Origin of the sequence: Variovorax sp. W1I1, assembly GCF_030815625.1 — a bacterium.
Lineage (GTDB): Bacteria > Pseudomonadota > Gammaproteobacteria > Burkholderiales > Burkholderiaceae_C > Variovorax > Variovorax paradoxus_C.
Genome location: NZ_JAUSWZ010000001.1, coordinates 6,749,739 through 6,774,003, shown reverse-complemented (window position 1 = coordinate 6,774,003; position 24,265 = coordinate 6,749,739). Strand labels below are relative to the sequence as shown.

At 67.0% G+C, this 24,265-nt stretch carries 12 protein-coding genes and 1 pseudogene; 7 read left to right on the top strand and 6 right to left on the bottom strand.

All coding sequences use genetic code 11. The features are described 5' to 3' along the window. The first annotated feature begins 105 nt into the window (after positions 1–105). Positions 106–891: a hypothetical protein gene (locus tag QFZ83_RS31505; RefSeq protein WP_306881872.1), complete on the top strand. Its 786-nt coding sequence runs from the start codon at positions 106–108 to the stop codon at positions 889–891. Positions 892–896: 5 nt separating this feature from the next. After that, positions 897–1,766: an FkbM family methyltransferase gene (locus QFZ83_RS31500; RefSeq protein WP_307512300.1), complete on the top strand. Its 870-nt coding sequence runs from the start codon at positions 897–899 to the stop codon at positions 1,764–1,766. A 19-nt stretch (positions 1,767–1,785) separates the two neighbouring features. Here QFZ83_RS31500 and QFZ83_RS31495 read toward each other — a convergent pair whose 3' ends face one another. The 3 genes from QFZ83_RS31495 to QFZ83_RS31485 are packed head-to-tail and all read right to left on the bottom strand — an operon-like array spanning position 1,786 to position 11,099. Beyond that, positions 1,786–7,263 (bottom strand): filamentous hemagglutinin N-terminal domain-containing protein, encoded by a 5,478-nt coding sequence (locus QFZ83_RS31495; RefSeq protein WP_307512298.1) that lies wholly within the window; start codon positions 7,261–7,263, stop codon positions 1,786–1,788. Positions 7,264–7,265: 2 nt separating this feature from the next. Beyond that, a complete protein-coding gene (locus QFZ83_RS31490; protein ID WP_307512297.1) occupies positions 7,266–9,047 on the bottom strand; it encodes a ShlB/FhaC/HecB family hemolysin secretion/activation protein in 1,782 nt (593 codons plus the stop codon). A 3-nt stretch (positions 9,048–9,050) separates the two neighbouring features. Then, the gene (locus QFZ83_RS31485) at positions 9,051–11,099 is read right to left on the bottom strand and encodes a CHAT domain-containing protein (protein WP_307512295.1); all 2,049 of its coding nucleotides are present in this window, start codon (positions 11,097–11,099) and stop codon (positions 9,051–9,053) included. Between the two features lie 409 nt (positions 11,100–11,508). Here QFZ83_RS31485 and QFZ83_RS31480 point away from each other — a divergent pair. The 4 genes and pseudogenes from QFZ83_RS31480 to QFZ83_RS31465 all read left to right on the top strand — a co-directional run. Beyond that, positions 11,509–13,121 (top strand): annotated as a pseudogene (locus tag QFZ83_RS31480) (type VI secretion system Vgr family protein); the annotation flags it as partial. Between the two features lie 12 nt (positions 13,122–13,133). Further along, positions 13,134–14,342, top strand: a complete 1,209-nt coding sequence (locus tag QFZ83_RS31475; protein ID WP_373457533.1) for a DUF2345 domain-containing protein — start codon at positions 13,134–13,136, stop codon at positions 14,340–14,342. Continuing rightward, positions 14,339–16,390, top strand: coding sequence for a phosphatidylserine/phosphatidylglycerophosphate/cardiolipin synthase family protein (locus QFZ83_RS31470; RefSeq protein ID WP_307512291.1), 2,052 nt, complete (start codon positions 14,339–14,341; stop codon positions 16,388–16,390). Before QFZ83_RS31475 ends, QFZ83_RS31470 begins: the two co-directional genes overlap by 4 nt. Positions 16,391–16,395: 5 nt before the next feature. Continuing rightward, a complete protein-coding gene (locus QFZ83_RS31465; protein WP_307512289.1) occupies positions 16,396–18,048 on the top strand; it encodes a DUF6396 domain-containing protein in 1,653 nt (550 codons plus the stop codon). A 42-nt stretch (positions 18,049–18,090) separates the two neighbouring features. Here the strand turns inward: QFZ83_RS31465 and katE are convergent, their stop codons facing one another. Both katE and QFZ83_RS31455 read right to left on the bottom strand, forming a co-directional pair. Continuing rightward, positions 18,091–20,286 carry a catalase HPII gene (gene katE / locus QFZ83_RS31460; protein ID WP_307512287.1) on the bottom strand — a complete coding sequence of 732 codons (2,196 nt, stop codon included), beginning with the start codon at positions 20,284–20,286 and terminating at the stop codon, positions 18,091–18,093. A 64-nt stretch (positions 20,287–20,350) separates the two neighbouring features. Beyond that, entirely contained in the window at positions 20,351–20,500 is a 150-nt protein-coding gene (locus QFZ83_RS31455; protein WP_013539001.1) for a hypothetical protein, read from the bottom strand. 295 nt (positions 20,501–20,795) lie between these two features. Between QFZ83_RS31455 and QFZ83_RS31450 the strand changes: the two genes are divergently transcribed. Then, positions 20,796–21,614, top strand: a complete 819-nt coding sequence (locus tag QFZ83_RS31450; protein WP_307512285.1) for a transglutaminase family protein — start codon at positions 20,796–20,798, stop codon at positions 21,612–21,614. 27 nt (positions 21,615–21,641) lie between these two features. Here the strand turns inward: QFZ83_RS31450 and ligD are convergent, their stop codons facing one another. Next, on the bottom strand, positions 21,642–24,260 hold the full coding sequence (gene ligD, locus QFZ83_RS31445; protein WP_307512283.1) for a DNA ligase D: 2,619 nt from the start codon (positions 24,258–24,260) through the stop codon (positions 21,642–21,644). Positions 24,261–24,265: the final 5 nt, after the last annotated feature.

Sequence of the window (24,265 nt, the reverse complement as noted above, 5' to 3'; positions counted from 1 at the left end):
CGGGGCCGAGGGCAATCCGGGAGAGCGTGCGCGCGGCGCGGGTGCTATGGTGGCCCCGCAGCCGCTCGCACGATGCGTGCAGACCGCCCTCGAGGACATCCCGCCATGCCCGACCTCTCTGCCCTGAAAGACATCCGCCCTTTCGTCGCGACGCCGAGCTATGGCGGCACGATGACCAGCCTCTACGTGCGCAGCCTCCTCGGCCTGGTCAACCTCGCGTGGGCACACGGGTTCCCGATGCAGACGCGCTTTCTCGATGGCGACAGCCTCATCACGCGCGCCCGCAACCGCCTCGTCGCGGAGTTCATGGCCGACACCCGCTGGACGCACCTGTTCTGGATCGATGCCGACATCGGCTTCGAACCCGAGGCGGCCCTGCGGCTTCTGTGCGCGGGGCGCGACGTGGTGGCGGGCATCTATCCGCACAAGATCGACGGCTGGCCCGCGGGCGGACTTCGCGAGCCGCTGCCGGCCGGCGCCACGCGCGAAGATTTCGAGGCGCTGCATGCCAGCTTTCCGGCCAATGCGTTCGACACCCGCCTGTCGGTGGACGCAGAAGGATTCACCGAGGTGCTGGATGCGCCCACGGGCTTCATGCTGATCGCGCGCAGCGTGTTCGAGCGTCTCGCCGCGGCTTATCCGCAACTGCGCTACACACCCGAGCGCGCCGCCGATCCCGCGACGCGCGACCTGCCGCACTACCGCTTCTTCGACGTGCTCGCCGAGCCCGACAACGGCGCCTACCTGGCGGAAGATTTCGCGTTCTGCCGCCGCTGGCAATCGATCGGAGGGCAGGTCTTCATCGATGCCCGCTCCAACCTGTCGCACCAGGGCACGCGCACCTATACAGGCCACTTCGGCCGTGCGCTGTCCGTGCGCGAAGGCCGGTGAACACGGTGACGCAGACCGCGCGCACAGACGCGGACCTGCGGGAGATCCTCGCGCCGCGGCGGCTGACCGAGGTTGTCGATGTCGGGGCCAACCCGATCGACGGCGACCCGCCCTATCTCGCGATGCTGCGGGCCGGGCTGTGCCGCGTAACGGGCTTCGAGCCGCAGCTTCCTGCACTGCACGAACTGACGCAGGCGCAGGGCCCGCTCGAGCGCTACCTGCCGTGGGCGCTCGGCGACGGCGGCATGCACACGCTGCATGTCTGCGCCGCACCGGGCATGACCAGCCTGCTCGCGCCCGATGCGCAATCGCTCGCGCTCTTCGAGGCCCTGCAGCCGCTGGCCGACGTTCGCGAACGGATCGCGGTGCAGACGCGGCGGCTCGACGATATCGCCGAGATCGCGCATCTCGATTTCCTGAAGATCGATGTGCAGGGCAGCGAGCTCGCGGTGTTCCGCGCGGGCCGCGCCAAGCTGGCGCAAGCCGTGATGGTGCAGACCGAGGTGTCCTTCGTCACGCTCTACAAGGACCAGCCGACCCAGGGCGAGATCGACCAGGAACTGCGCGGCCAGGGCTTCGTGCCGCATTGCTTCGCCGCGGTGAAGCAATGGCCGATCGCGCCGTGCGTGGTGGATGGCGATCCGCGCCGGCCCCTGCGCCAGCTGTTGGAGGCCGACCTGGTCTACATGCGCGACATCCGCCGCCCCGAGGCGATGGACGACGAGCAACTGCGGCATCTGGCCTTATTGGCACACCACTGCCACGGCTCCTTCGATCTCGCACTGCGCTGCCTGCTGCTGCTCGAAGAGCGCTGCGCAGTCGAGGCCGGTGCGCAGCAGCGCTACCTGCAACTGCTTGCGGCGCGCAGCGGCTGAAAAGGCGCGAGCGCCGCCGTCAGAAATCGGCGCAGCCGTTGCGCTTTTCGGTGTCCACGCAGCTCGAAAGATTCGGCCGCGACCGCACGCGCGACCATTCGCGCGCCAGCACATCGCCGCCTTGCGATGCGCGGTCGCCTTCGAGCGCGCCGGTCGCAAAGCAGATCGGCGGCGGGCCGATGTTGCGGTCGTAGAGCCAGGTGGAAGGCACTTCGCGCAGCACGTCGGGCTTGGGGAAGTCGGGCAACCGGAGCACGACTGAAGGCGGCGGCGCCTCCGTCACTGTCAGGTCGCCCGGCCGCACGTTGACCGCATAGCCCGCGGCGGAAGCGAAGCTGCCATTGATCGCATAGAGGCCCGGCGGGCTGTCCGGCGTTGCCGACGTGCCGGGTGCGCCGCTGAAGCTCGAGGCCGTGTCGCCCAGGATCAGTCCGGCGACGGTGTAGGTGAAGGGCGGATTGGCCTGGCCCGCGGGGCGGGTCGCATTGCCGATCACCACCGTGGCCACGGGCTGCTGCGCGTAGATGAAGTGGTTGTCGCCCGGCGACACGGTGACGGTGCACAACCCCAGGTATGCGCAGTGGTACAGGTTGGGCAGCGGGCCCGAGCCGAACAGGCCGCCGCGCGTTTCGCCGACCCAGGTGTCGGCCCACACGCGCCACGGCGCGCCGGTGATCGTGTAGGCGCCCAGGTTCTGGAAGCGCGAGGCGGCCACGAGATCGGTGCCCCTCGTGCTGCTGACGTTGGTGCCCAGCAGCAGGTCGCCGGAGAGCGTGCGCACGAACACGGTGTCGGCCGCCATCGAGGTGGCCGACTGCACCTGCGGCGCATTGCTCGCGGCATCGAAGCCCGTGACGGACACCGAACCCAGTTGCACCGTGTCGACATCGACATAACGGAAGGCGCCGGCCGCGCCGCCGCCCACCGTGGCGGCGCTGACGTTGTTCGGCGCCGTGTCGAGCAGCACGCTGCCGCCGGTAGAGCGCGCCATCAGCGTGCCGGCGGTGATGGGCGCGCCCGCAGCCTGCGTGATGTTGCCGGCGCTGAGCAGTCCGAGACGCGTCGCCGTGATGGCACCGCCGAGCTGGATGTTGCCGCCGCCACCGTTCTGCAGCGTCAATGCGGACGGCAGGGTCAACGGCCCCACGACATCGATGTTCGCGGCATGCGCGTTGCTCCCCGCCACGATGGCGGCGGCCGTGAGGCGCCCGAACTCGGCGGCGGAAACCGCGAAGCCGGTGGCGGCCGTGCCGCCGAGGGTGATCGGCGTGGCCGTCTGGTCCGTGCCGTTGCCCGCGGCATCGACACCGCCCGGCCGCAGGTTGATCACATTGGCGGCGCTGACCTTGCCGTCGATCACCAGCGCATCGGTGGTGCCGTCGTTGCCGGCCCGCAGCACGGTGTTGCCGCCGGCGGACACGATGACGTCCGCAAGAACGGGCGGGAACGCGCCGCCCAGCGCCGCCTGCGGGCCGACCCGCACGCCGGCGCCGTTGCCCACGGACTGGCCGCTCAGTTCGATGTCGCCGGTGCCGCTGGTCACGACCTGCGCGCCGGTGGTCAATCGCACGCCGTCCCCGACGGTGGGGCCGCCGGCCTGGCGCAGCCCGCGCACCGTGATGTCGCCGTCGATCGAGCGCAGCGCCGACTGGTCGATGATCACGCCGTGCCCCGGCGTCGTGCCGGCGCTGGTGACGCTGTTGCCCACGCCCAGCACGGTGATGTTGCCCGTGGTGCTCGTGATCTCGGTCTGCCGGTTCGGGATGCCGGTCGCGACGAAGCGCGAGCCCAGGCGCACGCCCGATGCGCCTTCGGCTGTTCCGGTGATGTTCACGTTGCCGGTCGAGGTCGAGATGTGCACGCCGTCGACGGCGACGGCGGCGTCGCCGATGCCGCCCAGCCCGATGCTCTTGCCGACGATCGTGACCGAGCCGCCCGCGCCCGCATCGCTGCGGCCCACGCGGGTGTCGATCTCGTTGCCGTCCAGGTGCACGCTCACGCCCTGGTTGCTGGGGTTGGCCCAACTGCCGTTCATGACGACGTTGCCGCCGTTGGTGTAGATATCGCCGCTGTAGCTGATCTGCCCGCCCCCGGTGGCCGTGCCGCCGTTGTTGACGTCGGCGTTGAACACCACGTTCAGCGCACCGCCCCCGGTGGACTGGATCACGGTGCCCGCGTCGCCGCGCACGCTGCGGTTGGCATCGAGCTGGAAGGTCACCGGACCCTTGTTGGTGCTGTAGTTGATGTTGACCGCGCCCTTCGCGTTCGACATGTGGATGTCGCCGGCCAAAGGCGAGCCGGTGCTGCCGGTGCCGATCGTCACGCTGGTGCCGGCATTGAGCGCGGCATTTATGTCGCCGTCCTGGATGGTTGAGGTGGCGATCGGATCGAACGGGTTGCCGGTCAGGGAGCCGGTGGCGACGCCGCTCACGATGTCGACGTCGAACGGATCGATCAGCCACGAGCCCGCGCTGCCCACCGGCGCCGAGGCGTCGGCGCGAATGCCGGCCAGGTCGAACTGCGCGGCCGAGGTCTCGATGAAGCCGCCGTTGCCGCCCTCCGCGCCGCCGCGTGCCGAGAGGTTGCCGTAGGCGCGCAGGCTGTCGCCCGCGACCACCTTCACGCTGCCGCCGTTGCCCGAGCCGGTGGCGTTGGCTTCCAGGCTGGCGTTGGCGCCCACGGCGATCACGCCAGTGGCGGCGATGTCGATGCTGCCGCCGCCGGTGGCGCCGCTGGCATCCAGGCGCCCGACGAGCGGCACGTCGCCGAACTGCTCCGCGCCGTCGATGACGATGTTGCGGCCCCGCACCGAGATGTTGCCGCCCTTGCCGGTCTCGCTCATGACCGACAGCAGCGCGGGCTGGGGTGGGGCCGCTAGCGCGCCCGGCTCTGGTGCCGCGGCGAGCGCGAAGGAGCCCGAGCCGAAGGTCTCCATGCGCAGCGACACGTCGGTGCCCTGCCCGTCGATGGCGATGGTGCCGCCCGAGGTGCGCAGCGGATTCGGCAGCGCTTCGTTGGCCCGCACGACGACGCCGTAGACCTGGCCGAACGGGGTCACCACGATGTTGCCGCTGTCGTCGAGCGTCGAGGTGAAGCTCTGGTTGCCGGCGCGTCCGTTCACGTCGATGCGCTGGCCCGCGCCCGCCGTGACGCTGCCGTAGATCGAGACACCCTGGCTGCTGCCGGCAAAGTCGTTCTGTGCCGCAAACGCCTTGCTGGTGCGAAACCCGTCGAGGTCGGCGCCGGTGCCGTCGATGCGCACGTTGCGATCGCTCGCGACCGAGCCGGCGTCGATGAGCACCGCGGTGCTCGAACCCGCGCCGGCGGCGGGCATGGTGTCGTTCCATGCGGCGCCGCGCCCGGTGAGCGCGATGTCGCCGGTGGCGACGATCTTGGCGCCGTCCTGCACCGCCACGCCGCTCGCGCCGAACCCCGCCACGCCGTCGAGCGAGACACCGCCGGTGCCGGCCTGCACGGCGCTGTCGTTCGTCACGACCACGCCGCCGCTTCCCACATAGAAGCCGCCGGTGCCCGATGGGTCGGAGACCCAGCTGCGGCCCTGGCCGCGCATCGAGACCTGGCCGCTGCCGCTCGTGGTGACGGAGCTTGCGTTCAGGTAGACGCCGTCGCGCCACGAATCGGCGGGCTCGTCGGTGTGCGAGGCCGACCCGCCGATGGCGCGGCCGTTGGCCGCGTCGCTCTGGCCGAAGAAGCGCACCGAGCCGCCGTTGGCGTTGATGGTGGCGCCGCTCAGGCGAATCGAGCCTGCGTAGTCGAGTTCGGTGACCGGCCCTGAGCCGGAGTTGATCACTGCCGCGTTCTGCGCGACGCGGCCGGTCGAGTCGGCGTTGAAGTCGACGTGCAGCGCGCCGGTGCGGGCATCGATGGCCGAGCCCGTGGCCATCACGATGCTGCCGGCCGAATCGACCCTGAGCGTGGCGGTGCCGCCTTCGGACTTGATGACCTTGGCATCCGCGGCGAAGCGCACGCCCGCGTTGTCGCCGAGGCTGCTGCTGGAGAGCGTCACATCGGTGCCGCGGCCGAGCGCGCCGCCGATGCCTTCCGCGCTCACGTTGGTGATCGACAACGGCGGGTAGGTGCTGTCGTAGGCCGGAATGTCGGCGGCCGAAACGACGTTGAGGTCGGATGCGGCGGTCACCGTCCACTTTCCGTTGGCGCCGCCTTGCGTGCCACCGCCCGCATCCACCTTCGCCGGGTTGATGCGCAGGAAATCGCCCGCGGTCGTGATCGCACCGCCCGCGCCGCTGCCGGCGCCGCGCGCGCTCAGTTCGCCGAACACCTGCGCATGCGAAATGCGCTCGGGCGCGGTGAGCCCATCCACGAGGACCTGGCCCGTTGCCGTGCCCACGTCGATGGTGCCGCCCGCGCCCTGGCCGGTGGCATTGGCGCGCAGCACCGAGCCCGACGACAGGGCCACGTCGTAGCCGCGCACCGCGACCGTGCCGCCGCCGGCCAGCCCGCTGGCATCGACCACCGCCTGCTGGCCTTTGTCGTTGGCCTGCAGCTGCACCTGCCCCGCCGCGATGCGGATGCTGCCGCCGCGCTCGTTGGCCGCGTCGCCGGTGGCGTCGAGCGTGCCGCCGGTCATCGCGACCTGGTTGTCCCGCCCGCCGCCCAGGATGATTTCGCCGTTGCGCGTGCCGATGCTGCGCGCGCGCACCGTGCCGGTCTGGTTGACCACCAGCTCGCCCGCGGTGACCGAACTGCCGACGAGCGCCACGCGCCCGCCATCGGCCTGGATCGTGCCGCTGTTGCTGACGGCCGCATGGGTGGCCATGGCGTCGGGCGCGATCACGAGGTTGGTGAGCCCGTCGCCCACGAGATCGAGCGTGATCCTGCGGCCCGAGGCCAGCGCGACCGTGCCGTTGTCCGCGGTGATGGTGCCGGTGCTGCCGTTGCCGACCGCCGCACCCATCAACACCACCGGCCCGCCGCCGGTGGCCGTGATGCTGCCGAGATTGCGCACCTCGGCCGAGTTGAGATCGGCGCGCTCGAAGGTGAGCTTGGTGGCGCCGTCCATGAAGCTCTTGTCGCTGGTCGTCAGCGCCAGCGTGGAGGCGATGAGGCCGCCCACGTTCACCGTCGCGCCCTGGCTGAACATCACGCCGTTGGGGTTGACCAATATGACGCGCCCGTTGGCGTTGAGCGTGCCCGCGATGGTCGAGAGCTCGTTGCCGGTGACGCGGTTGAGCAGCACGCTGCTGGCGCTCGGCTGCACGATGTTGACGGTGCCGCCCGCACCGATCGAGAACGTCTGCCAACTGGCAATGCCGCGCGCGAGCGGCTGGTTGATGCTCATCACGGCGCCGCTCTGGCTCATCGTGACGCCGCCGGCGATGGGAAGAAAGCCCGTGGGCAGCACCTGCGCGATGGCCGGCGAGAGGCCGGCGCACAGGAGCGAGATCGCCAGGGGCCGCAGTTGCAGGCCGCGATGGTGGCGGGGCCGTTGGCGGGAAGGATTGCTGCGTTGCTTCATGGTCAGAACGCCTTGATGAGCTGCACGTAGAGGCGCGGATTGCGCCCACCGCCGTCGGTCTGCGCCGGCGGCGTGCCGGCGCGCCAGGCGAGCGTGGCGTTGATCGAGAAATTGCCCGGCCGCGACCAGCTCACGCCTACGCCGTAGCCGCGCAGGCTGTGGCTGTTGGGGCCGTCGAAGACCGTGGGGTTGCGCACGATCTTTCCGCGTGCGGCGTCGTAGAACAGGAAGGGCGTGAGCTCTTCGTTGAACGACCAGCGCCACTCGGCCGTGCCGATCACGCCCTGGTCCACCAGCAGTTCGCCCGAGGGATACGCACGCACCGCGCGCGCGCCGCCGAGCGCGAGTTTCTCGGAGCCGTCGAGGTTCTTGCTCGCCCACTGGCCGCCGACCGAGAGGTACAGCGAATGGCGCGGCACGATGGCCTGCAGCCGCGAGAGCTGGAAGGTCATCTTGGTGAAGCCGCCTTCGGTGTTGTGGCCGCCGAGGCTCTGGTCGGCCAGCCGGCTCTCGGGATCGCGGATCGACAGGTTGCCGTGATAGAGCGTGCCGGTGCTCGCCCAGTAGCCGCCGCCGAGCACTTCGTCACGGCGCTCCCAGGTCCAGCCCATGCTGAGGCCGTGCACGCGCTTTCGCGAAGTGGTGTTGGCGATGCCGACCTCGTCGGTCAGGTCCTTGGTGTCGGCGCCCAGGCGCAGGAACAGGTTCTGCTGGCGCTGGCGGATCAGCGGGTAGTTGAGCGAGAAGTCGAGCACGTTGGCGCGGCCGCGCGCCTCGTAGTCGGCGAACTGGCCGCCGAGCTCGTAGTTGACGCGCGCGAGGCCCACGCCCGCGCGCAGCCCGCTGGTGCCGATGGGCGCCTCGTACGCGATGCGGCCGAACTGCAGGTCGTTGCTGTCGGACACCATCAGGCGCATGTCGAGGTTGTCGCCGATGCCGAAGGGGCTCAACCAGCGCGCGGTGCCGCCGACGCGGTAGCGTCCCGATTCCTTGGTGCCGTGGTTGTCGGCCTCGGCCGTGAAGGCCCAGCGCGGTGCGGCGGCCACTTCGACCGAGAGGTCGGTGGTGCCGGGCGACGTGCCCTCCTGCAGGCCCGACGACACCTTCACGCCGGGCTGGTCCGACAGCAGCAGCATCGCGCGCTCGTAGCCCTGCGCGCTGACCGCTTCGCCCGGCTGCAGCGGCGCGAGGAAACCGCGCACGCGCGCCTCGCTGAGCGGTGCATCGGGCGCGACGACCACGTCGACCTTGCCCAGGCGCCCTTCGATCACGCTGATCTCGACGATGCCATCGCGCACCGTCTGCACGGGCACGATGGCCTGCGCGAGGAAGTAGCCGCGCTCCTTGTAGCGCGCGGTGATCGCCTGCGCGAGCCCTTCGAGATCGCCCAGCGTGACGTCGCGGCCGATGTAGGGCGCGGTGATCGACTGCAGCTCCGCGTTGGTCAGCGCCTTCACGCCGTTCAGGCGCAGGTCGTTGAGCTTGAACGTCGTGCCGGCGGGGCGCGGCGGTGCGGGCAGGCTTTGCGGTGCGACGGTGCCGGTCGCTTGCGCGAGCGGACGGTCGCAGGTGCCGCACGGGTCCTTGGTGGGGAGCAGTTCGGTGGCATCGCCGGCATCGTTGGCCGGTGCGGCTTGTTGTTCGGCCTGTGCTTGTTCCTCGGCATGCGCGCGGTCCGCAGCCATGAAGAGGACGGCCGACACCAGGGCGCCGGTGGCCCAGGCGATGGGGCGCAGCGCGTTGCGTGGAGCGAGGGCGATGGAGCGATTCATGTCGTTGCGCATGGCTCAGCTCCCGACGGTCAAGCGCCAGTTGCCGATCAGGTTGAACGGCGCCCAGAAGAAGGGATGAGACATCTTGGGGTCCTTCAGCACGGCGAGTTGTCCGGCCTGCATGGCCTTCTGCAGGTCGCGGCCCTTGGAGAGTTCGCCGTAGAGCGTGCCCATGAGCACCGCGGTGGCGTCGTCCGACACCGGCCACAGCGAGGCGATCAGGCTGGAGCTGCCGGCCGAGAGGAACGAACGCGTGAAGCCCAGCACCTCGTCGCCCTGCGCGATGCGCCCGAGCCCCGATTCGCAGGCCGAGAGCGTGACCAATGCGGTGCCGTCCATCGGCATGCCCAGGATCTCGTGCGCCTCGAGGAAGTTCTGCTTTCCGCCTTCGTTGGCCAGGAGAATGCGCGAGTACAGCGGATCGACCGCATCGGCCTCGGCGTGCGCGGCCACGTGCATCAGCGGCGAGCGCGCGGCCACGTCGCGGAACTGCGTCTTGGTGGCGGCCGCGCCCATGAACACGGTGTTGCGCGGGAAGAGCTGCGCGAGCTGCTTCACCTCGGTCTCGGCGCCGGGCAGGTCGTACTTGTCCTCGATGCGCGGATTGCCGAAGGCGGTGAGCGATGCGTTCACGCGCGGCGTGCGCTGCGCGAGCTGCACCGCGATGCTCATCGACGGCGCGACCGACACCGGGTGCGTCTCGATGATGTAGCGGCCGTCCAGCCGCAGCGCTTGGAACGGCAGGTAGTGCAGCGGGCCGTGCGGCACGATGACGAGGCGCTGCCCCGGTGCGAGGCCGAGCGGCCCGAGCAGCGCGGCGCCGAGCTTGTCGGCGTTGGTGATGGCGGTGCGGCGTCCGCGCACGATGGAGTTGCGGAAGGTCTCGACCAGCTCGTTGAGCTCCTCGCGCTTGACGGCCACCGTCTTCTCTTGAATCGCGCTCGGGCTCACGACCCACACCACAAGGCGGTCGGGCAGCGAGTGGAACTGCACCACGCGCTCGTCGGCGGCCAGCGTGCGCTGCAGCGTGGCGAGGTCGACCGTGTTGGAAGCCTGCTCGCTGACCTTCGCGCGCCCGCGTACCGCGTCGAGCAGCGCACGCGAGCGGCTGTGCTCGCTGACCTCGAAGGCCGCGCGCGCATCGCCCGCATCGCTGTACACCGACACGCCGCGCTCGAACACCGACTGCAGGTCGGAGAACAGGCCCATCTTGAATTCTTCGCTGCGGAACTTGGCACGCACCTTGTCCACGCCGCCCAGCGCCTGGCCCACGGCTTCGGCCGCGGCCTGTTTCTGGCCCAGCGCGATCTCGCTGCGCGCCACGCCGTCCCAGGCCCAGAGGCGGTAGTACTCGGTATCGGCCCCGACCTGCCGCGCGGTGAGCGCGCGGTACATGTCGCGCGCCTCGGCCGGCTTGTTCTCGGCCAGCAGCAGGCGGGCGCGCGTGCGGTCGAGCTGCGCGGTGAGCGGTGCGTCCTTGGGCGGCGGCATGGTGCCGAGCACTTCGCGCGCCCGGACGGCATCACCCGATTCGATGAGCGCGTTCACCAGCGAGGCCTGCACCAGCGGCGCATAGCGCGGCGAGCTGTTGGCGAGCGCCTCGTCGTAGCTGAGCACCGCGCCGGCGAAATCGCCGCGGCGCGTGCGCACGTCGCCGATCACCTTCTGTACCGGGCCGACCACCAGCTTGGGATCGCGCGCCGGATGCTTGAGCGCCTCGCGTGCGAACTCCTCGGCTTTTTCGAGTTGGCCCGAGTAGCTGTAGACGATCGCCAGGTCGCGGTTCGCCATCGCCATGAGGTTCGGATCGCGCGTGGCGTTGGCCAGGTGCAGCGCCTTGCTCGCGGCGCGGACGCTCTGGCGGAATTCGCCCGCTTCCGCCAATGCGACGGCCTGGCTGCAGTACTGGTAGCCCGAGAGCTTGATCGCGTCCTGCCCGTAGAGCACGGCGCCTTCGCTGGTCAGTGCCAGCAAGGTGTCGGTGTCGGCGAGCCGCGCCTGCTCGGCCTTGCTGGCCGCGGCTTCGGCGTTCGGCTGCGCCGAGGCCGGGGGGCCGAAGCCCAAGAGAAGAATTCCAGCCAGACCGAGCGCGCCTGCGATGCCCGCACGACAACGTGCAGGGCGCTCCCATCCCCATCTTGAAAACCACGCCATTGGACCCCCGCACGCGGCCGGTGCACCTGCTGCTGGGTTGCAGTAACAGATGCTCGACGCCGCGGAAGTGCGCGCCGTTCAGGCCTCGTGGGGAAAGTCTAGGAGGGGGTACCTTCCGCGGCTATTCGCAATACGGTCTAGCGCTAAAGGACTACGGGCCATTGGGTATCTGTTTTCAGGTACTTGCCGAGTCCGTCACACATTGCGCGGCGAATCTGGAGGCAGGTGCTGGTTTCGTCGATGGGTGACGATTGTTCGCAATGTGAGCGGATGCGCGCTCGCAAACTGCGCGATCTCTTTTCCGTCATGAAAGATCGCGATGCAGCGCACGCTCTCGATTCAGTCTCCTGCAATTCCTGTCCTGCTCGGACAGCCGACGCTGGAAGCGGTCCGGCTGTCAGGAAACGAAGGGATCAACAGCTTGTTCGCGTACGAACTGCTCTTGAAGACGCCCGATGCAATGAACCTTGGCGCCAGCGGAGCGATGGACTTCGATCTCGACAGCTTCATCGGACGCGAGATCACCTGCTTGATCCAGCTCGACGGCGCGGGGCAGTTCATTCCCGGCGTTGCCGGACAAGCCCTCGACCACATCGGCGCAGGCGTGCGCCAGATCAACGCGCTGATCACCGACGTGGAAGTCTGGGGCGAAGAGGGGCGCCATGTGCAATACAAGCTCACGCTGCGTCCCTGGCTGCACCTGGCCACCCTCACCACCGACTGCAGGATCTATCAGAACAAGAGCGTGGTTCAGATCCTGGACGAGCTTCTTGCCGGCTACGACTTTCCCGTGGACAAGCGCCTGATCGAGACCTACCCGACGCGGGATTACCAGGTTCAGTTCAACGAGAGCGACTTTGAATTCTTCGAGCGCCTGACGCAATCCTGGGGAATCAGCTACTTCTTCCAGCACAGCGAGGGCAAGCACCGCCTCGTGCTCATCGACAACATGGGCGCGTACCAAAAGAACGACAGCGCCGCATACCAGCAGGTCGAGTACCACGCGCCGGGCTGGAAGGTCGATGCCGAATACGTCAGCAGCTTCGTTCCGCACCACCACCTGACCAGCGGCAGGTACGCCAGCCGCGAGTACGACTACATGCGCCCCAGGGCCGACCTGGGCCAGAGCCGCAAAGACCCGCGCGCCACCGGCCAAGCCGACGGTGAGGTCTACCAGTGGCATGAAGGCAGCGCCGCCGGCAGCCACTATGCGCAGCCCAGGGCCGGCAGTGCCGAGGCGAACGATCCCCACGGCGAAGGCCACCAGTTGGCGCTCTTGCGCATGGAGGCGCTGCGCACCCATGGCGCCAGGGCGCGGGCCAGCGGCAATTTGCGCGGCATGGTGCCCGGTTGCTCCTTTCAATTGACCAAGCACCCGCGCCAGAAAGCCAATACCGAATACCTGCTCCTGGACACCCGCTTCCTGATCGAAGACGTCGCGCAGGACAGCCAGATCGGCGATGCGTCTCCCGGTCGCAAGCAGCAATGGAAAGTGGAGGTCGACTTCACCGCGCACCCGATGGCCGAGCCGCTGCGCCCCGTGCCCACGCGACCCAAGCCGCTCACGCACGGCCCCAGACCGCGCGGGTGGTCGGCCCTCCTGGCCAGAACATCTGGACCGACAAGTGGGGCCGCATCAAGGTGCAGTTTCCCTGGGACCGCATCGGAAACGAGGATCAGCACAGCTCCTGCTGGATACGCGTGAACCTGCACGGGGCGGGCAACCAGCAGGGCAGCATCCATGTCCCGCGCATCGGCCAGGAAGTCATCGTCGACTTTGTCGGCGGGGACCCGGACCTACCGATCTGCACGGGGCGTGCGTACAACCAGGCGAACGAGCCGCCGTGGGCGTTGCCGCACCACAGCGCGCTGTCGGGCTACAGGAGCCGGGAGCTGACCGACGACGGGGGCAACAGCTCGGCGGGGCGCAGCAACCACATCGCGATGGACGACACGAAGGGGAAGATCCAGGTCCAGATCAAGAGCGATCACCAGCACAGCCAGCTGAGCCTGGGGCACATCACGCGAATCGAGGACAACGCGGGGCGCAAGGACCATCGAGGCGAAGGCTTGGAACTGCGCACCGATGGTCATGGCGCCATTCGTGCCGCCCAGGGTCTTTTGATCACCACCGAGGGGCGAGCCAATGCCAGGGCTCACATCACGGACATAGACGAAACAGCGGCGCGGCTGACAGCGGCCCACGAGCAGCACGACGGCTTGTCCGACTCGGCGCTGCAGGCCGAGGCGCATTCCCCGGGCGATCAGGATGAAGTCATTCAGTCGCTCAAGGCACAGAACGACGCGATCAAGGGCACCGCACCGGCAGGCGAAGACCGCTTCCCCGAACTGGCCGAGCCGCATCTCGTGTTGGCGAGCCCCGCAGGCATCGAAACCACCACGTCGCAGTCGACCCATATCGCCAGCGCGGAACACAACGCACTGACCAGCGGAGGCCACACCAGCATCTCAGCAGCCAAGAGCTTTCTGGTCAGCGCCAAGCAGGCTGTTCGACTCTTTGCCTACCAGGCAGGGATGAGACTGTTCGCATTCGGCGGCAACATCGACATCAAGGCGCTCAAGGAAAGCATCAACATCCTGGCCAAGCTCGATATCGTCCAGGTCGCCAACAGGATCACCATCACCGCCAAGGAGGAACTCGTGCTCAACGGTGGCGGAAGCACCATTCGCCTGAATGCTGCGGGCATTGAAGATGCCACCTCTGGAAAGCATGTGGAGCACGCCGCCGTGCACAGCATGGTCGGGCCGAAGAACGCACCGCCCCAGTCGGTGAGCGGCATGTCGAGCCTGGACCTCAAGAAAAAAGGGGCGCTCAGCTTTGTGCTGCTTTCGCACGCACAGGACGGCCGGCCGCTCGGCTTCGAGCCCTACACCTTGTACAAGGACAGCGCGAATGTGGCTGACGGCATCACCGATGCCGATGGGCGAGTGCTCATTGAAGACCATCAGAGCGACACGGCCTCCTACAAGGTCCAGCTCGCCAACGGCAACGAATACGAATTGCCCGTCAAGGCACAGCTGAAGTCCAACGACGACAGGCTTGCAGCCTCCGGCTATCGCGCGGCTCACAGCGACACGAAGAACCGGATGCAGCACTACCTGCGGCACCGTGACGACGAAGGAAATTCATGAGCGACCTGCGACCAACGAACGACACGCAACACAGATCGACCGTCCCCTTGTGCGCGGCCACAGGCACCGCCACCGGCAGCGCGCAATGGTTTCTCGAGAAGAGGGGCGAAGACGAGAAAACGCCGGTTTTTCATCACAACAATTTGCGCCTCTACATATGCGGCGAGGAGACCTTCAAGCAGATCGCAGCCGACATCCGAAAAGCACAGCACAGCATCGACCTCGTCTGCTGGGGCTTCGATCCCGCGATGGAGCTCACTCGCGAGACGGCCGACCAATGGCCGCGGGGTGACACCTGGGGCGATCTGCTGCTGGGCGCTGCGCAGGGCAAATTCAACAACGGCAAGCCGGTCAAAGTGCGCCTTCTGGTGTGGTATGACTTCATTGGCAGCGCCGCCGTGAACAACATGCCGGGCTACAAGACCGAGTCTCTCTATGAACGCAGTAAACCGGGTTTGTTGTTTCCTCCATCTCCTTCCGCGCGTGATCGACGGGAGATATTCAATTCGCATTGGTACAGGGATGTCGTAGCGGGAAAGCACAACGCCCTATCGCTGCGGACGCGCGGCGGCGTTCACGACGACGTGATGACCAGTCTGAGGAGTGAAGCGAGCATGAATGGCCTGGGCCGCATCGAGCGCCTGGGCTTCGAATACCTGGCCACTCATCATCAGAAAACCATCGTCATCGACTATGAAGGCGACAAACCCTGCGGTTATGTGCTCGGCCTGAATTCGGTCACCGACTACTGGGATACCACGGCTCACAAGTTCGACGACCCCAGGCGCGGCAAGAGCTGGGAGGGTGCGAACGACGCAGAGCCCGGACTCAAGCCGTACCAGGACTACGGTTGCCGTGTCGAGGGACAGGTGCTGGCGGCGGTGTGCAAAAACTTCACCGAGGCGTGGAACAAGGCCGAAGCCAACGGCAAAGGCGCGGGCAGCAATGTGAGCCGTGAATTCAATCTCAAGGCCACGCCTGCAAACTTGACCAAGAACCTGATCGCTCCGCATCAGAGCGCGCAAATCCTGCGCACCTCGCCTGCCACCGATGGCAGCGAGAAATCCATCCACCGTCTCTACAACCACGCGATCAGCTTCGCACGCCACTACCTGTATGTAGAGAACCAGTACTTTCAACATGCGGCTTGGGTCAAGGAACTGAAGCGCTTGCGTGCGGAGTACTTGGCGGGTTTCCAGAAAGGCAAGCTGGGCATGGCCGATGTGCCCAAGCTACACGTGATGGTCGTGACGCCCACGCCGGAGCGCAAGCAGATGATTCCGCGTACGCACGACACCGTGACAGAGCTGGGGCATGGTTCATCCATGCCGAACCAGGCAAAGATGGTGGAAGGAGAGATCGCGCGCTACGAAGCCGTGCAGGAAGCCCGCAGGCGCAGTCGGGACCCGCTCATGATCCCTCCGCCCCAACCGCTGTCCAGCATTGCCCAAGCCTACAAGGACGCAGGCGGCGCCAAGGACGATGAGATGGCGCGCAAGGCGCTCGAAGGCCAGTTCGCCATGCGCTCGCTGGTGGCGAGCCTGTGGACCTTCGATACGAACTGGCAAACCACCCAGAGAGATGGGCTGGCCAAACTCGACGGATGGAAGAAGTCGGCGAACTACGACCCGAACTCCCCCGGCTACGCCGGGGGCATCAACTACATCAGGGACCTGGAGAACCAGTTGTTCAAGGCGCGTTATCGCGAGATCTACATCCACAGCAAGCTGATGGTCATCGACGACAGCATGTTCACGCTGGGCAGCGCGAACTTGAACTTGCGCAGCTTTGCGGTGGACAGCGAGATCAATATCGCGAGCGACGATCCGGTCACTGCCAAGAATCTGCGCGAACGGGTGTGGGGGCAGCACACCGACGGGAAGTTCGCGGGCGGCGTGGCGACGGATCAGAAGGTGATGCACGACACATTTCAGAAATGGCAAAAAGCAGCGTGGGACAACCTACTTAACAAGAAAAAAGGCCTCCGCCCGTCCTGCTTCCTTGTCGCATTCCACGACGATCGCGCCAGCAGTATCCGCTTGGGCTGATCGCCATGAAGCCATTTCATCTTTGCGATATCTCCCGTCCGCGTGCGGCATTGGCCGCACTGCTGATTCTTTTCATCTTGACCGCCTGCACAATGAACGATCTGCCCCGCAACATGAACCTGAAGGCCTTCAACCCGCACCGAGCCGATTTCCCCTGCGTGCACGAAGCGTCCAAGCTGCCCCTGATCACAAACGAATCAGAAATTCTGTTCCAGCAAGGCATGGCGGTGACCAGCAACGAACTCTGGCCCAACCAGCGCGACTACAAGAAGGCGGCTCAGCTCTGGGAACAGGCCGCAGCCAAAGGCCAGTGGAAGGCCGCGATGAATCTTGCGGGCCTGTACGAGCACGGTCTGGGCATGCAGCGTGATACCGAACGAGCGGTGCTGATCGTCGAAGGATTGATGAAACAGGGCGTGCCCGCCGCCTTCGACAAGATGGGCACGTACCACCAGAGCGGCATCGGAGTCAAACCGGACATTGATCGAGCCTACGGATTCTGGCAACTCGCAGCGGACATGGGCAGCCCTGCGGCTCAGACGCACCTCGGTTACAAGTTAGACGCTGCCTACGACGATGCCCAAATGGGCGTTTGGGGCAACAGCAAAGTTGGCATCAAGATGTTGGAGTGCGCATTCGCACAAGGGTATGGAGAGGCGGCTTACAAGCTGGGGCAGACGCTCAATCTTGCAGATAAGAACTACGCCCGAGCGCTTGCTGTTTTGCATGAAGGCGTGAAGTTTGGGAGCAAGGATGCAGCTAGTTATCTCTTCGCCTCCTTTGACGAGGTTGATCCGCTAACCGCCAACGTCATCGATCGCGCCCGTGCTGAGCGCTACAGCACTCTTGCAGCGGCCCTCGAACTCAACCCCGACCTGCGCTTCCCCAATCTCTACAAAGTCCTGCCCCTGCCACCAGCCTCACTGCCATTCTGGGACGGCAAGCGCGAGACGCTGATCGATGCGGCCAAGGCAGTCATCCTCAAGCAGCCAACACCGGCCACGCCGGGCGCCAACCGTACCGGCCGCGCCCACATCCCTCAGGGCCATGTACTGACCGGCAACATCGCGCCACCGCCCGACGAAAACGCCTACGATAACCATGGCAGGCCGTGGGGCCTCAAGGCCAGGCAACACGCCCACTTCACCGGCTACTGGCTCCCTCAGATCGATGTGATCCGGGGTGACTGGCAACTGGATTGGAACGCGGCCCAAGTGCCGTGGAACTTCAAACGCGGCGAGCCGCTTCCCAATCTGGCGGAACAGATTCCACCCGGCTACGGTGCCGTGTCATGGCACTACAAAGGCTTACCGGTGCAGCAGGCTGCATCGAGTCACCCATACGTGGCACAGGGCATTGCGCGATATGTACCGGCACCTGAAGCGCCCCGCAGTTGCAGCGGCACCGTTCTCTGCCCGCAGACGGGCATCTGGTCGGCGCGCCTGAAGAAGGAGCACGCGCACTACGCGGTGTTCCACGAGTCGTGGCGGCAAGCCTATGTCGAGCAAGGCCAGCCTTTCCCGGTGCCGACCACGCTGCACGAAGCGGGCGGCTTGAACGTGGCGGCTCGAGATATCCGATGGCGTTGGATCGGTGATGCCAACCAGGCGGATGTGTCGGGGCATGTACATGTGACGTCAACCCCGATCGACAGTTAGCGCCGCTCGCTCCCGCTTTTGTGTCGCTCTCTTCTACAACGCTTACGCAGGCACGGCCTCGATATTCGCCCGGTCCCAGTGCCGGTGCTTCGCAATCGCCGCAACGAAGTCCTGCGCGATCTGCTGGGCAGCCGTGGTGTCGCCCAAGTTGGTAACCGGCGTCGCGGCCACGACGACGCCCGCGGGCGCATCGCCCTCCGCGCCGATGCCCAGCGAAGCGAGCAGCTTCACGCCCTCGCCCACCGTGCAGATCGCCTTGCAGTGCTTGTAGGCTTCCAGCACGAAGTGCACCGCATCGCCGGTGGCCGACATCGTGGCCGCGCTGTCGGCGCCGGCCGGCACCAGCACCGCATCGAACATCACCGAGGGGGTATTCGAGAAGGTCATCTCCACATCGATCTGGCGCTTGGACGCGCTGGCCACAGTTCCCAGGCGCGGACCGACGATCTTGCATTGCGCGCCCGCCTGTTCGAGCGCTTCGCGGATCGGCTTGAGCGAAGCCGAATCGATGCCGTCGGCCACGAGGATCGCGATCTTGCGCGTGCGGATCGAGCCGTCGCCGGTGTCGGCCATGCTGAGCGCGGGCGACTCGTCGATAGGCAGGGCGATGCGGTGGTCGCGGAAACCCGCGCGTCCCGCCGCCGCCTTGGCATCAGGCTCGCCGATGCCCAGCGGCTCGGCCACGCGGCGCGCGAGCTTCTCGTCCACGTGCGCGAGGTTGTCGACCATGCGCTGGCGGATCGCCGGCACCTCGAGCTTGGAAAGCTCGAAGCGGAAGGCCGCAATGATGTGTTCCTTCTCGGCCACGCTCTGGCTGTTGAAGAACAGGCGCGCCTGCGTGAAGTGGTCGTCGAACGACGCGCTGCGGCGGCGCACCTTGGGCGCATCGATCGCTTCGGGGAACGACTGGAAGCCGTTGCTGCCGCCATCGACGCGGAACTCCGTGCCGCTGCCCAGCGTGTTGGGCTCGTAGGCCACCTGGCCGCGCGCGATGGTCTGGCGGTGCATGCCGTCGCGCTGGAAGTTGTGGAACGGGCACACGCCCTTGTTGATCGGCAGCTCGTGGAAGTTCGCGCCGCCCAGGCGAGATATCTGCGTGTCGGTGTACGAGAAGAGGCGCCCCTGCAGCAGTGGGTCGTTGCTGAAGTCGATGCCGGGCACCACGTGGCCGGGATGGAAGGCCACCTGCTCGGTCTCGGCGAAGAAGTTGTCGGGGTTGCGGTCGAGCACCAGCTTGCCGATGCGCTGCACGGGCACCATTTCTTCGGGAATCAGCTTGGTGGGGTCGAGCAGGTCGAAGCCGAGCGAGTGCTCCTTGTCGGCCGGGATGATCTGCACGCCGAGTTCCCATTCGGGGAAGTCGCCGTTCTCGATGGCTTCCCACAAGTCGCGGCGGTGGAAGTCGGCGTCCTTGCCGGCGATCTTCTGTGCTTCGTCCCACACCAGGCCGTGGATGCCGAGCTTGGGCTTCCAGTGGAACTTCACGAAGTGGCTTTCGCCGTGGCTGTTGACGAAACGGAAGGTGTGGACGCCGAAGCCTTCCATCATCCGGTAGCTGCGCGGAATGGCGCGGTCGCTCATGGCCCACATCAGCATGTGGGTGCTCTCGGGCATGAGCGAGGCGAAGTCCCAGAAGGTGTCGTGCGCGCTCGCGGCCTGCGGCATCGCGTGGTGCGGCTCGGGCTTGACGGCGTGGATGAGGTCGGGAAACTTCATCGCGTCCTGGATGAAGAACACCGGGATGTTGTTGCCCACGAGGTCGTAGTTGCCTTCGCGGGTGTAGAACTTGACGGCGAAGCCGCGCACATCGCGCACCGTATCGGCCGATCCGCGTTCGCCGGCCACGGTCGAGAAGCGCACGAAAACGGGCGTCTTCACGTCCGGGTCCTGCAGGAAGTCGGCCGAGGTGAACTGCGACATCGACTTGTAGACCTGAAAGTAGCCGTGCGCCGCCGAGCCCCGCGCATGCACCGCGCGCTCGGGAATGCGCTCGTGGTCGAAGTGGGTGATCTTCTCGCGGAGGATGAAGTCTTCCAGGAGCGTGGGTCCCCGCACGCCCGCCTTCAGCGAGTTGTGGTTGTCCGGGATCTGCAGCCCCTGGTTGGTGGTCAGGTGCGCGGGATGCTCGGTGGTGAAGCCATCGAGCTGCAGCTGCTTGGTGTTGCGGCCATCACCGGACTTGGCGGTCTTGGTGGCATTGGCGCGGCGACCTGCGGCGGCTTTGTTCTGTGGCGTCATCGGGGACCTGGAATCTTTCATGGAAAAACGGGAGAAGAAAAAAAGGCGCCTGGCCCCGGGGTCGTCAGCCCATTTCGTTGCTGTCGAGGAACATGTCGAGCACGTTCACCAGAGCGACCAGGCAGATGCAGCCGGCGACCGCGGCAACGGCCCACACCAGGATTTCGTCGCCCCACGCACCGGTGAGCGAATCGAACAGGGTTGCGAACTCCATGATTTCCCTCCAAGGAATCGATCTGTACAGACCTGGAAGGTTATGTTTTGCACCGTCTGTTACCCGTAGTGGCGCCCCGCCCTCGCATGTGGGAGGGCGCGCGCCCCGGGAGTAGGAGCACGACTACAGCGCATCGCGGCGGCCTACGAGGGTTTGCGGGATGTGGCGCGCGGCTTCGGACACCCCGGTCGCATAGCATGGGCCGAAGACGGCACCGATCGTGCTTGTCGTGTTCTCAGCGTCTCACGCGCGCCGGTCGCCTCACCGGTTGGTTCATCCAGGGAAGAAATCCAAAATGCAGATCAGGATCGGCTACGACATCCAGCTGGGCGTCACCGCCCCCACCGCGCTGATCTACATGCTGCAGGTGCACCCTTCGCGCGCCGCCGACATCCAGGGCAGCGAGCACATCACCATCAGCCCGCCGCTGGTCACCGACCATTACCGCGACAGCTTCGACAACCATTGCGCGCGCGTGCAGGTGCCCCTGGGCGTGAGCAGCGTGCGGCTGCGCAACACGGCGACCGTGTTCGACACCGGCGCGCCCGATCCCGTCGACCTGGGCGCCATCGAACACGCGCCGGCCGACCTGCCGGTGAGCACATTGCCCTTCGTGCTGCCCAGCCGCTACTGCGAGGTCGACAGCGAACTGCTGCAGTTCGCCTGGGCCAACTTCTCGAACGTGGCACCGGGCTGGAACCGCGTGCAGGCGATCTGCAACTTCGTGCACGGCCATCTGCGCTTCGACTATCAGAACGCCCGCGCCACACGCACCGCGCTCGAGGGCTTTCGCGAAGGCACGGGCGTGTGCCGTGACTTCGCGCATCTGGCGATCACGCTGTGCCGCTGCATGAACATCCCGGCGCGCTACGTGACCGGCTACCTGGGCGACATCGGCATTCCGCCGGTGCGCTATCCGATGGACTTCAGCGCGTGGTTCGAGGTGTACCTGGGCGACCGCTGGCACACCTTCGATGCGCGCCACAACACGCCGCGCATCGGCCGCATCGTGATGGCGCGCGGGCGCGACGCGGCGGACGTGCCGATCACGATGGTGTTCGGCGCGAACACGCTGGAGCGCTTCGATGTGACGACGGAGGAAGTGCTGCAGTAGCGCTTCCTCGTCGCGCGCCGCTCGCCGCTACTGCGGCTTGTAGTCGAGCATCCTCATCGCTGCCGCAATGCCTTTCCGGCTGCGCTCCATCGCCGCCCACGGCTTGTTGCCGGTGGCGAGGCGCTCGGCCACGTTGGCGACGGTCCATTGCGCGGCGCCGGTCAGGGCGGGCAACTCCTCCCACGCAACCGGCACCGACACGCCGAGCCCCGGCCGCGACCGCGCCGACCACGCGCTGACCGTGGTCGCGCCGAAGCCGTTGCGCAGGTAATCCACGAACACCTTCCCCACGCGGTTGCGCGGCCCGCTCTTGGCGACGAAGCGGTCCGGAATCGTCTTCGCCAGGTGCACCACCACGGCCTGCGAGAAGCCCTTGACCTCGTCCCAGCCGTACTGCCGGCGGATCGGCACCACCACGTGCATGCCCTTGCCGCCGCTGGTCTTCAGGAACGACGGCAGGCCCAGTTCGTCGAGCAGCGTGCGCACCAGCAGCGTCGCTTCCTGGATCTGCGGCCAGCCCACGCCTTCGCCGGGGTCCAGGTCGAAGGTCATGCGGTCGGGCCGGTCGATGGCGCGCGAGGTGGCGTTCCAGGTGTGCAGCTCGATGACGTTCATCTGCGCGGCGCCGATGAGCCCGGTCTTGCTGTCGATCTGCAGCAGCGGCTCGTGGCCCGGATCGAGCGCGGGGTCCAGCAGGTTGACGCCGGGTATCTCGCGGTTCTGGATGTGCTTCTGGAAGAACAGCTCGCCGCCCACGCCGTCGGGCGCGCGCACCAGCGACACCGGCCGCCCGCGCAAATGCGGCAGCATGAGCGTGCCCACCGCGTTGTAGTAGGCGGCGAGTTCGCCCTTGGTGATGCCGCTCTTCGCATCGATCACGCGGTCGGCGTGGGTGATCTTCAGCGCCATGGATTTCCTTGCTCCTTGCTTCTTCGCGGGTGTGTCGGTTGATGTGTCGGCTGATGCCTTTGTTGATGTCTCGGTTGATGTCTCGGAAGGCGCCGCCCGTTCGCGCACGATGCCGCGCGCGGGCTTGTCGGTGCGCAGCCCCTGGAACACCGCCTGGCGCACGCGGTCTTCGCGCGTCCATTCGCCGAAAGAGACTTCGGCCACCAGCGTGGGCTTGACCCATTGCGCCTTCGCATTCACACCGTCCGGCATGGGTTTGAAGGGGCAGTCGTCGGTGGCCAGCTTGTCCAGCCGCGCCTTGATGTCGGCGAGGCGATCCCCGTTGAAGCCGGTGCCCACGTTGCCGCAATAGCGCAGCCGCCCCTTGTCGTCGTGCACGCCCAGCAGCAGCGCGCCGAACCCCGAGCGCGAACCCTTGGGCGCGGTGTAGCCGCCGATCACGAACTCCTGGCGCTGCTGGTTCTTGAGCTTGATCCAGTCGGCCGAGCGGCGCGACACGTACGGCGAGCCCTTCCGCTTGCCGACGATGCCCTCGAAGCCGATGCGCGCGGATGACGCGAGCAGGTCGCGCGGCGACGCATCGAAGGCCTCGCTCAGGTGCAGCGGCGCCGGTGGCCGCTTGCCGAGCAGGCGGGCCAGGTGCGCGCGCCGCTCCTCGACCGGCTCGTCGCGCAGGTCCTGCCCATCGAGAAAGGGCGCGTCGAACAGCCAGTAGACGATGGATGAAGTCGCGCCGCGGTCGAAGGCGTTCTGCAGCGCCTGGAAATCGGGCGCGCCGTTGCCCCCTTCCACGGTGATCTCGCCGTCGAGCCAGGCCGAATCGGTGGGCAGCTTCGCGAGGGCCTTGGCGATGACGGGCAGCTTGTCGGTCCAGTCATGGCCGTTGCGGGTGAAGCAGCGCACCTTGCCCTTGTCGATGCGCGCGAGCAGGCGGTAGCCGTCGAACTTGAGTTCGTAGAGCCAGTCGTCGGGCGATGACGGAGGCGAAGCGGCGAGGACCGCGAGCTGCGGTTGAAAGGTGGCGGGCAAGGCGGCCTTCTTCTTGACCTCCTTCTTGACATCCTTCTTTGCCGCTTTCTTCTCGGGCTTCTTTGCGGCAGCCTTTTTGGCGGGTGCCGCTTTCTTCGGTGGACTGTCCACCTCGTCCACGCCGCGGCCGGTCAGCACGCTTGCGGGCTGGTCTTCGAGCACGTCGTAATCGGCAAGATCGCGCGCCGCGTCGTCGCGCTCCTTGATGAGCAGCCACGGCTCTTGCTTCTCGTCGCCCTTGCCGCGCATGCGCACCAGCGTCCAGTGGCCCTTGAGCTTTTCGCCGCGCAGCTCGAACTTGAGCTTGCCGGCCGCGAGCGCCTTGCGCGCGTCGGCTTCGCTGCCCCCTTCCGGCAGCCAGTCGCCTCGGTCCCACACGATGACGGTGCCTGCGCCGTATTGCTTCGGCGGGATGGTGCCCTCGAAGTCCGCGTACGAAATCGGATGGTCCTCGACATGCACCGCCATGCGCTTGACCGTCGGATCGAGGCACGGTCCCTTCGGCACCGCCCAGCTCTTGAGCGTGCCGTCGAGTTCGAGCCGGAAGTCGTAGTGCAGGCGGCTCGCGTGGTGCTTCTGGATGACGAAGGAGAGCACGCCTTGGCCCGCGCGGCCGCCCTCCTTGGGCTCCGGCGTGCGCGAGAAATCGCGCTTGCCGTGGTAGCGGGAAAGCGCCTTGCGCGCGGTCGATGCGGTGCGGGTTCCCATGGCGA

Excerpts from the sequence above, each read along its gene's own strand:
- QFZ83_RS31465 (WP_307512289.1), top strand. The coding sequence starts at position 16,396 with ATGAAGCCATTTCATCTTTGCGATATCTCCCGTCCGCGTGCGGCATTG.
- QFZ83_RS31450 (WP_307512285.1), top strand. The coding sequence starts at position 20,796 with ATGCAGATCAGGATCGGCTACGACATCCAGCTGGGCGTCACCGCCCCC.
- QFZ83_RS31455 (WP_013539001.1), bottom strand. The coding sequence starts at position 20,500 with ATGGAGTTCGCAACCCTGTTCGATTCGCTCACCGGTGCGTGGGGCGAC.
- QFZ83_RS31470 (WP_307512291.1), top strand. The coding sequence starts at position 14,339 with ATGAGCGACCTGCGACCAACGAACGACACGCAACACAGATCGACCGTC.
- QFZ83_RS31505 (WP_306881872.1), top strand. The coding sequence starts at position 106 with ATGCCCGACCTCTCTGCCCTGAAAGACATCCGCCCTTTCGTCGCGACG.
- ligD (WP_307512283.1), bottom strand. The coding sequence starts at position 24,260 with ATGGGAACCCGCACCGCATCGACCGCGCGCAAGGCGCTTTCCCGCTAC.
- QFZ83_RS31495 (WP_307512298.1), bottom strand. The coding sequence starts at position 7,263 with ATGAAGCAACGCAGCAATCCTTCCCGCCAACGGCCCCGCCACCATCGC.
- QFZ83_RS31475 (WP_373457533.1), top strand. The coding sequence starts at position 13,134 with ATGGACGACACGAAGGGGAAGATCCAGGTCCAGATCAAGAGCGATCAC.
- QFZ83_RS31490 (WP_307512297.1), bottom strand. The coding sequence starts at position 9,047 with ATGCGCAACGACATGAATCGCTCCATCGCCCTCGCTCCACGCAACGCG.
- katE (WP_307512287.1), bottom strand. The coding sequence starts at position 20,286 with ATGACGCCACAGAACAAAGCCGCCGCAGGTCGCCGCGCCAATGCCACC.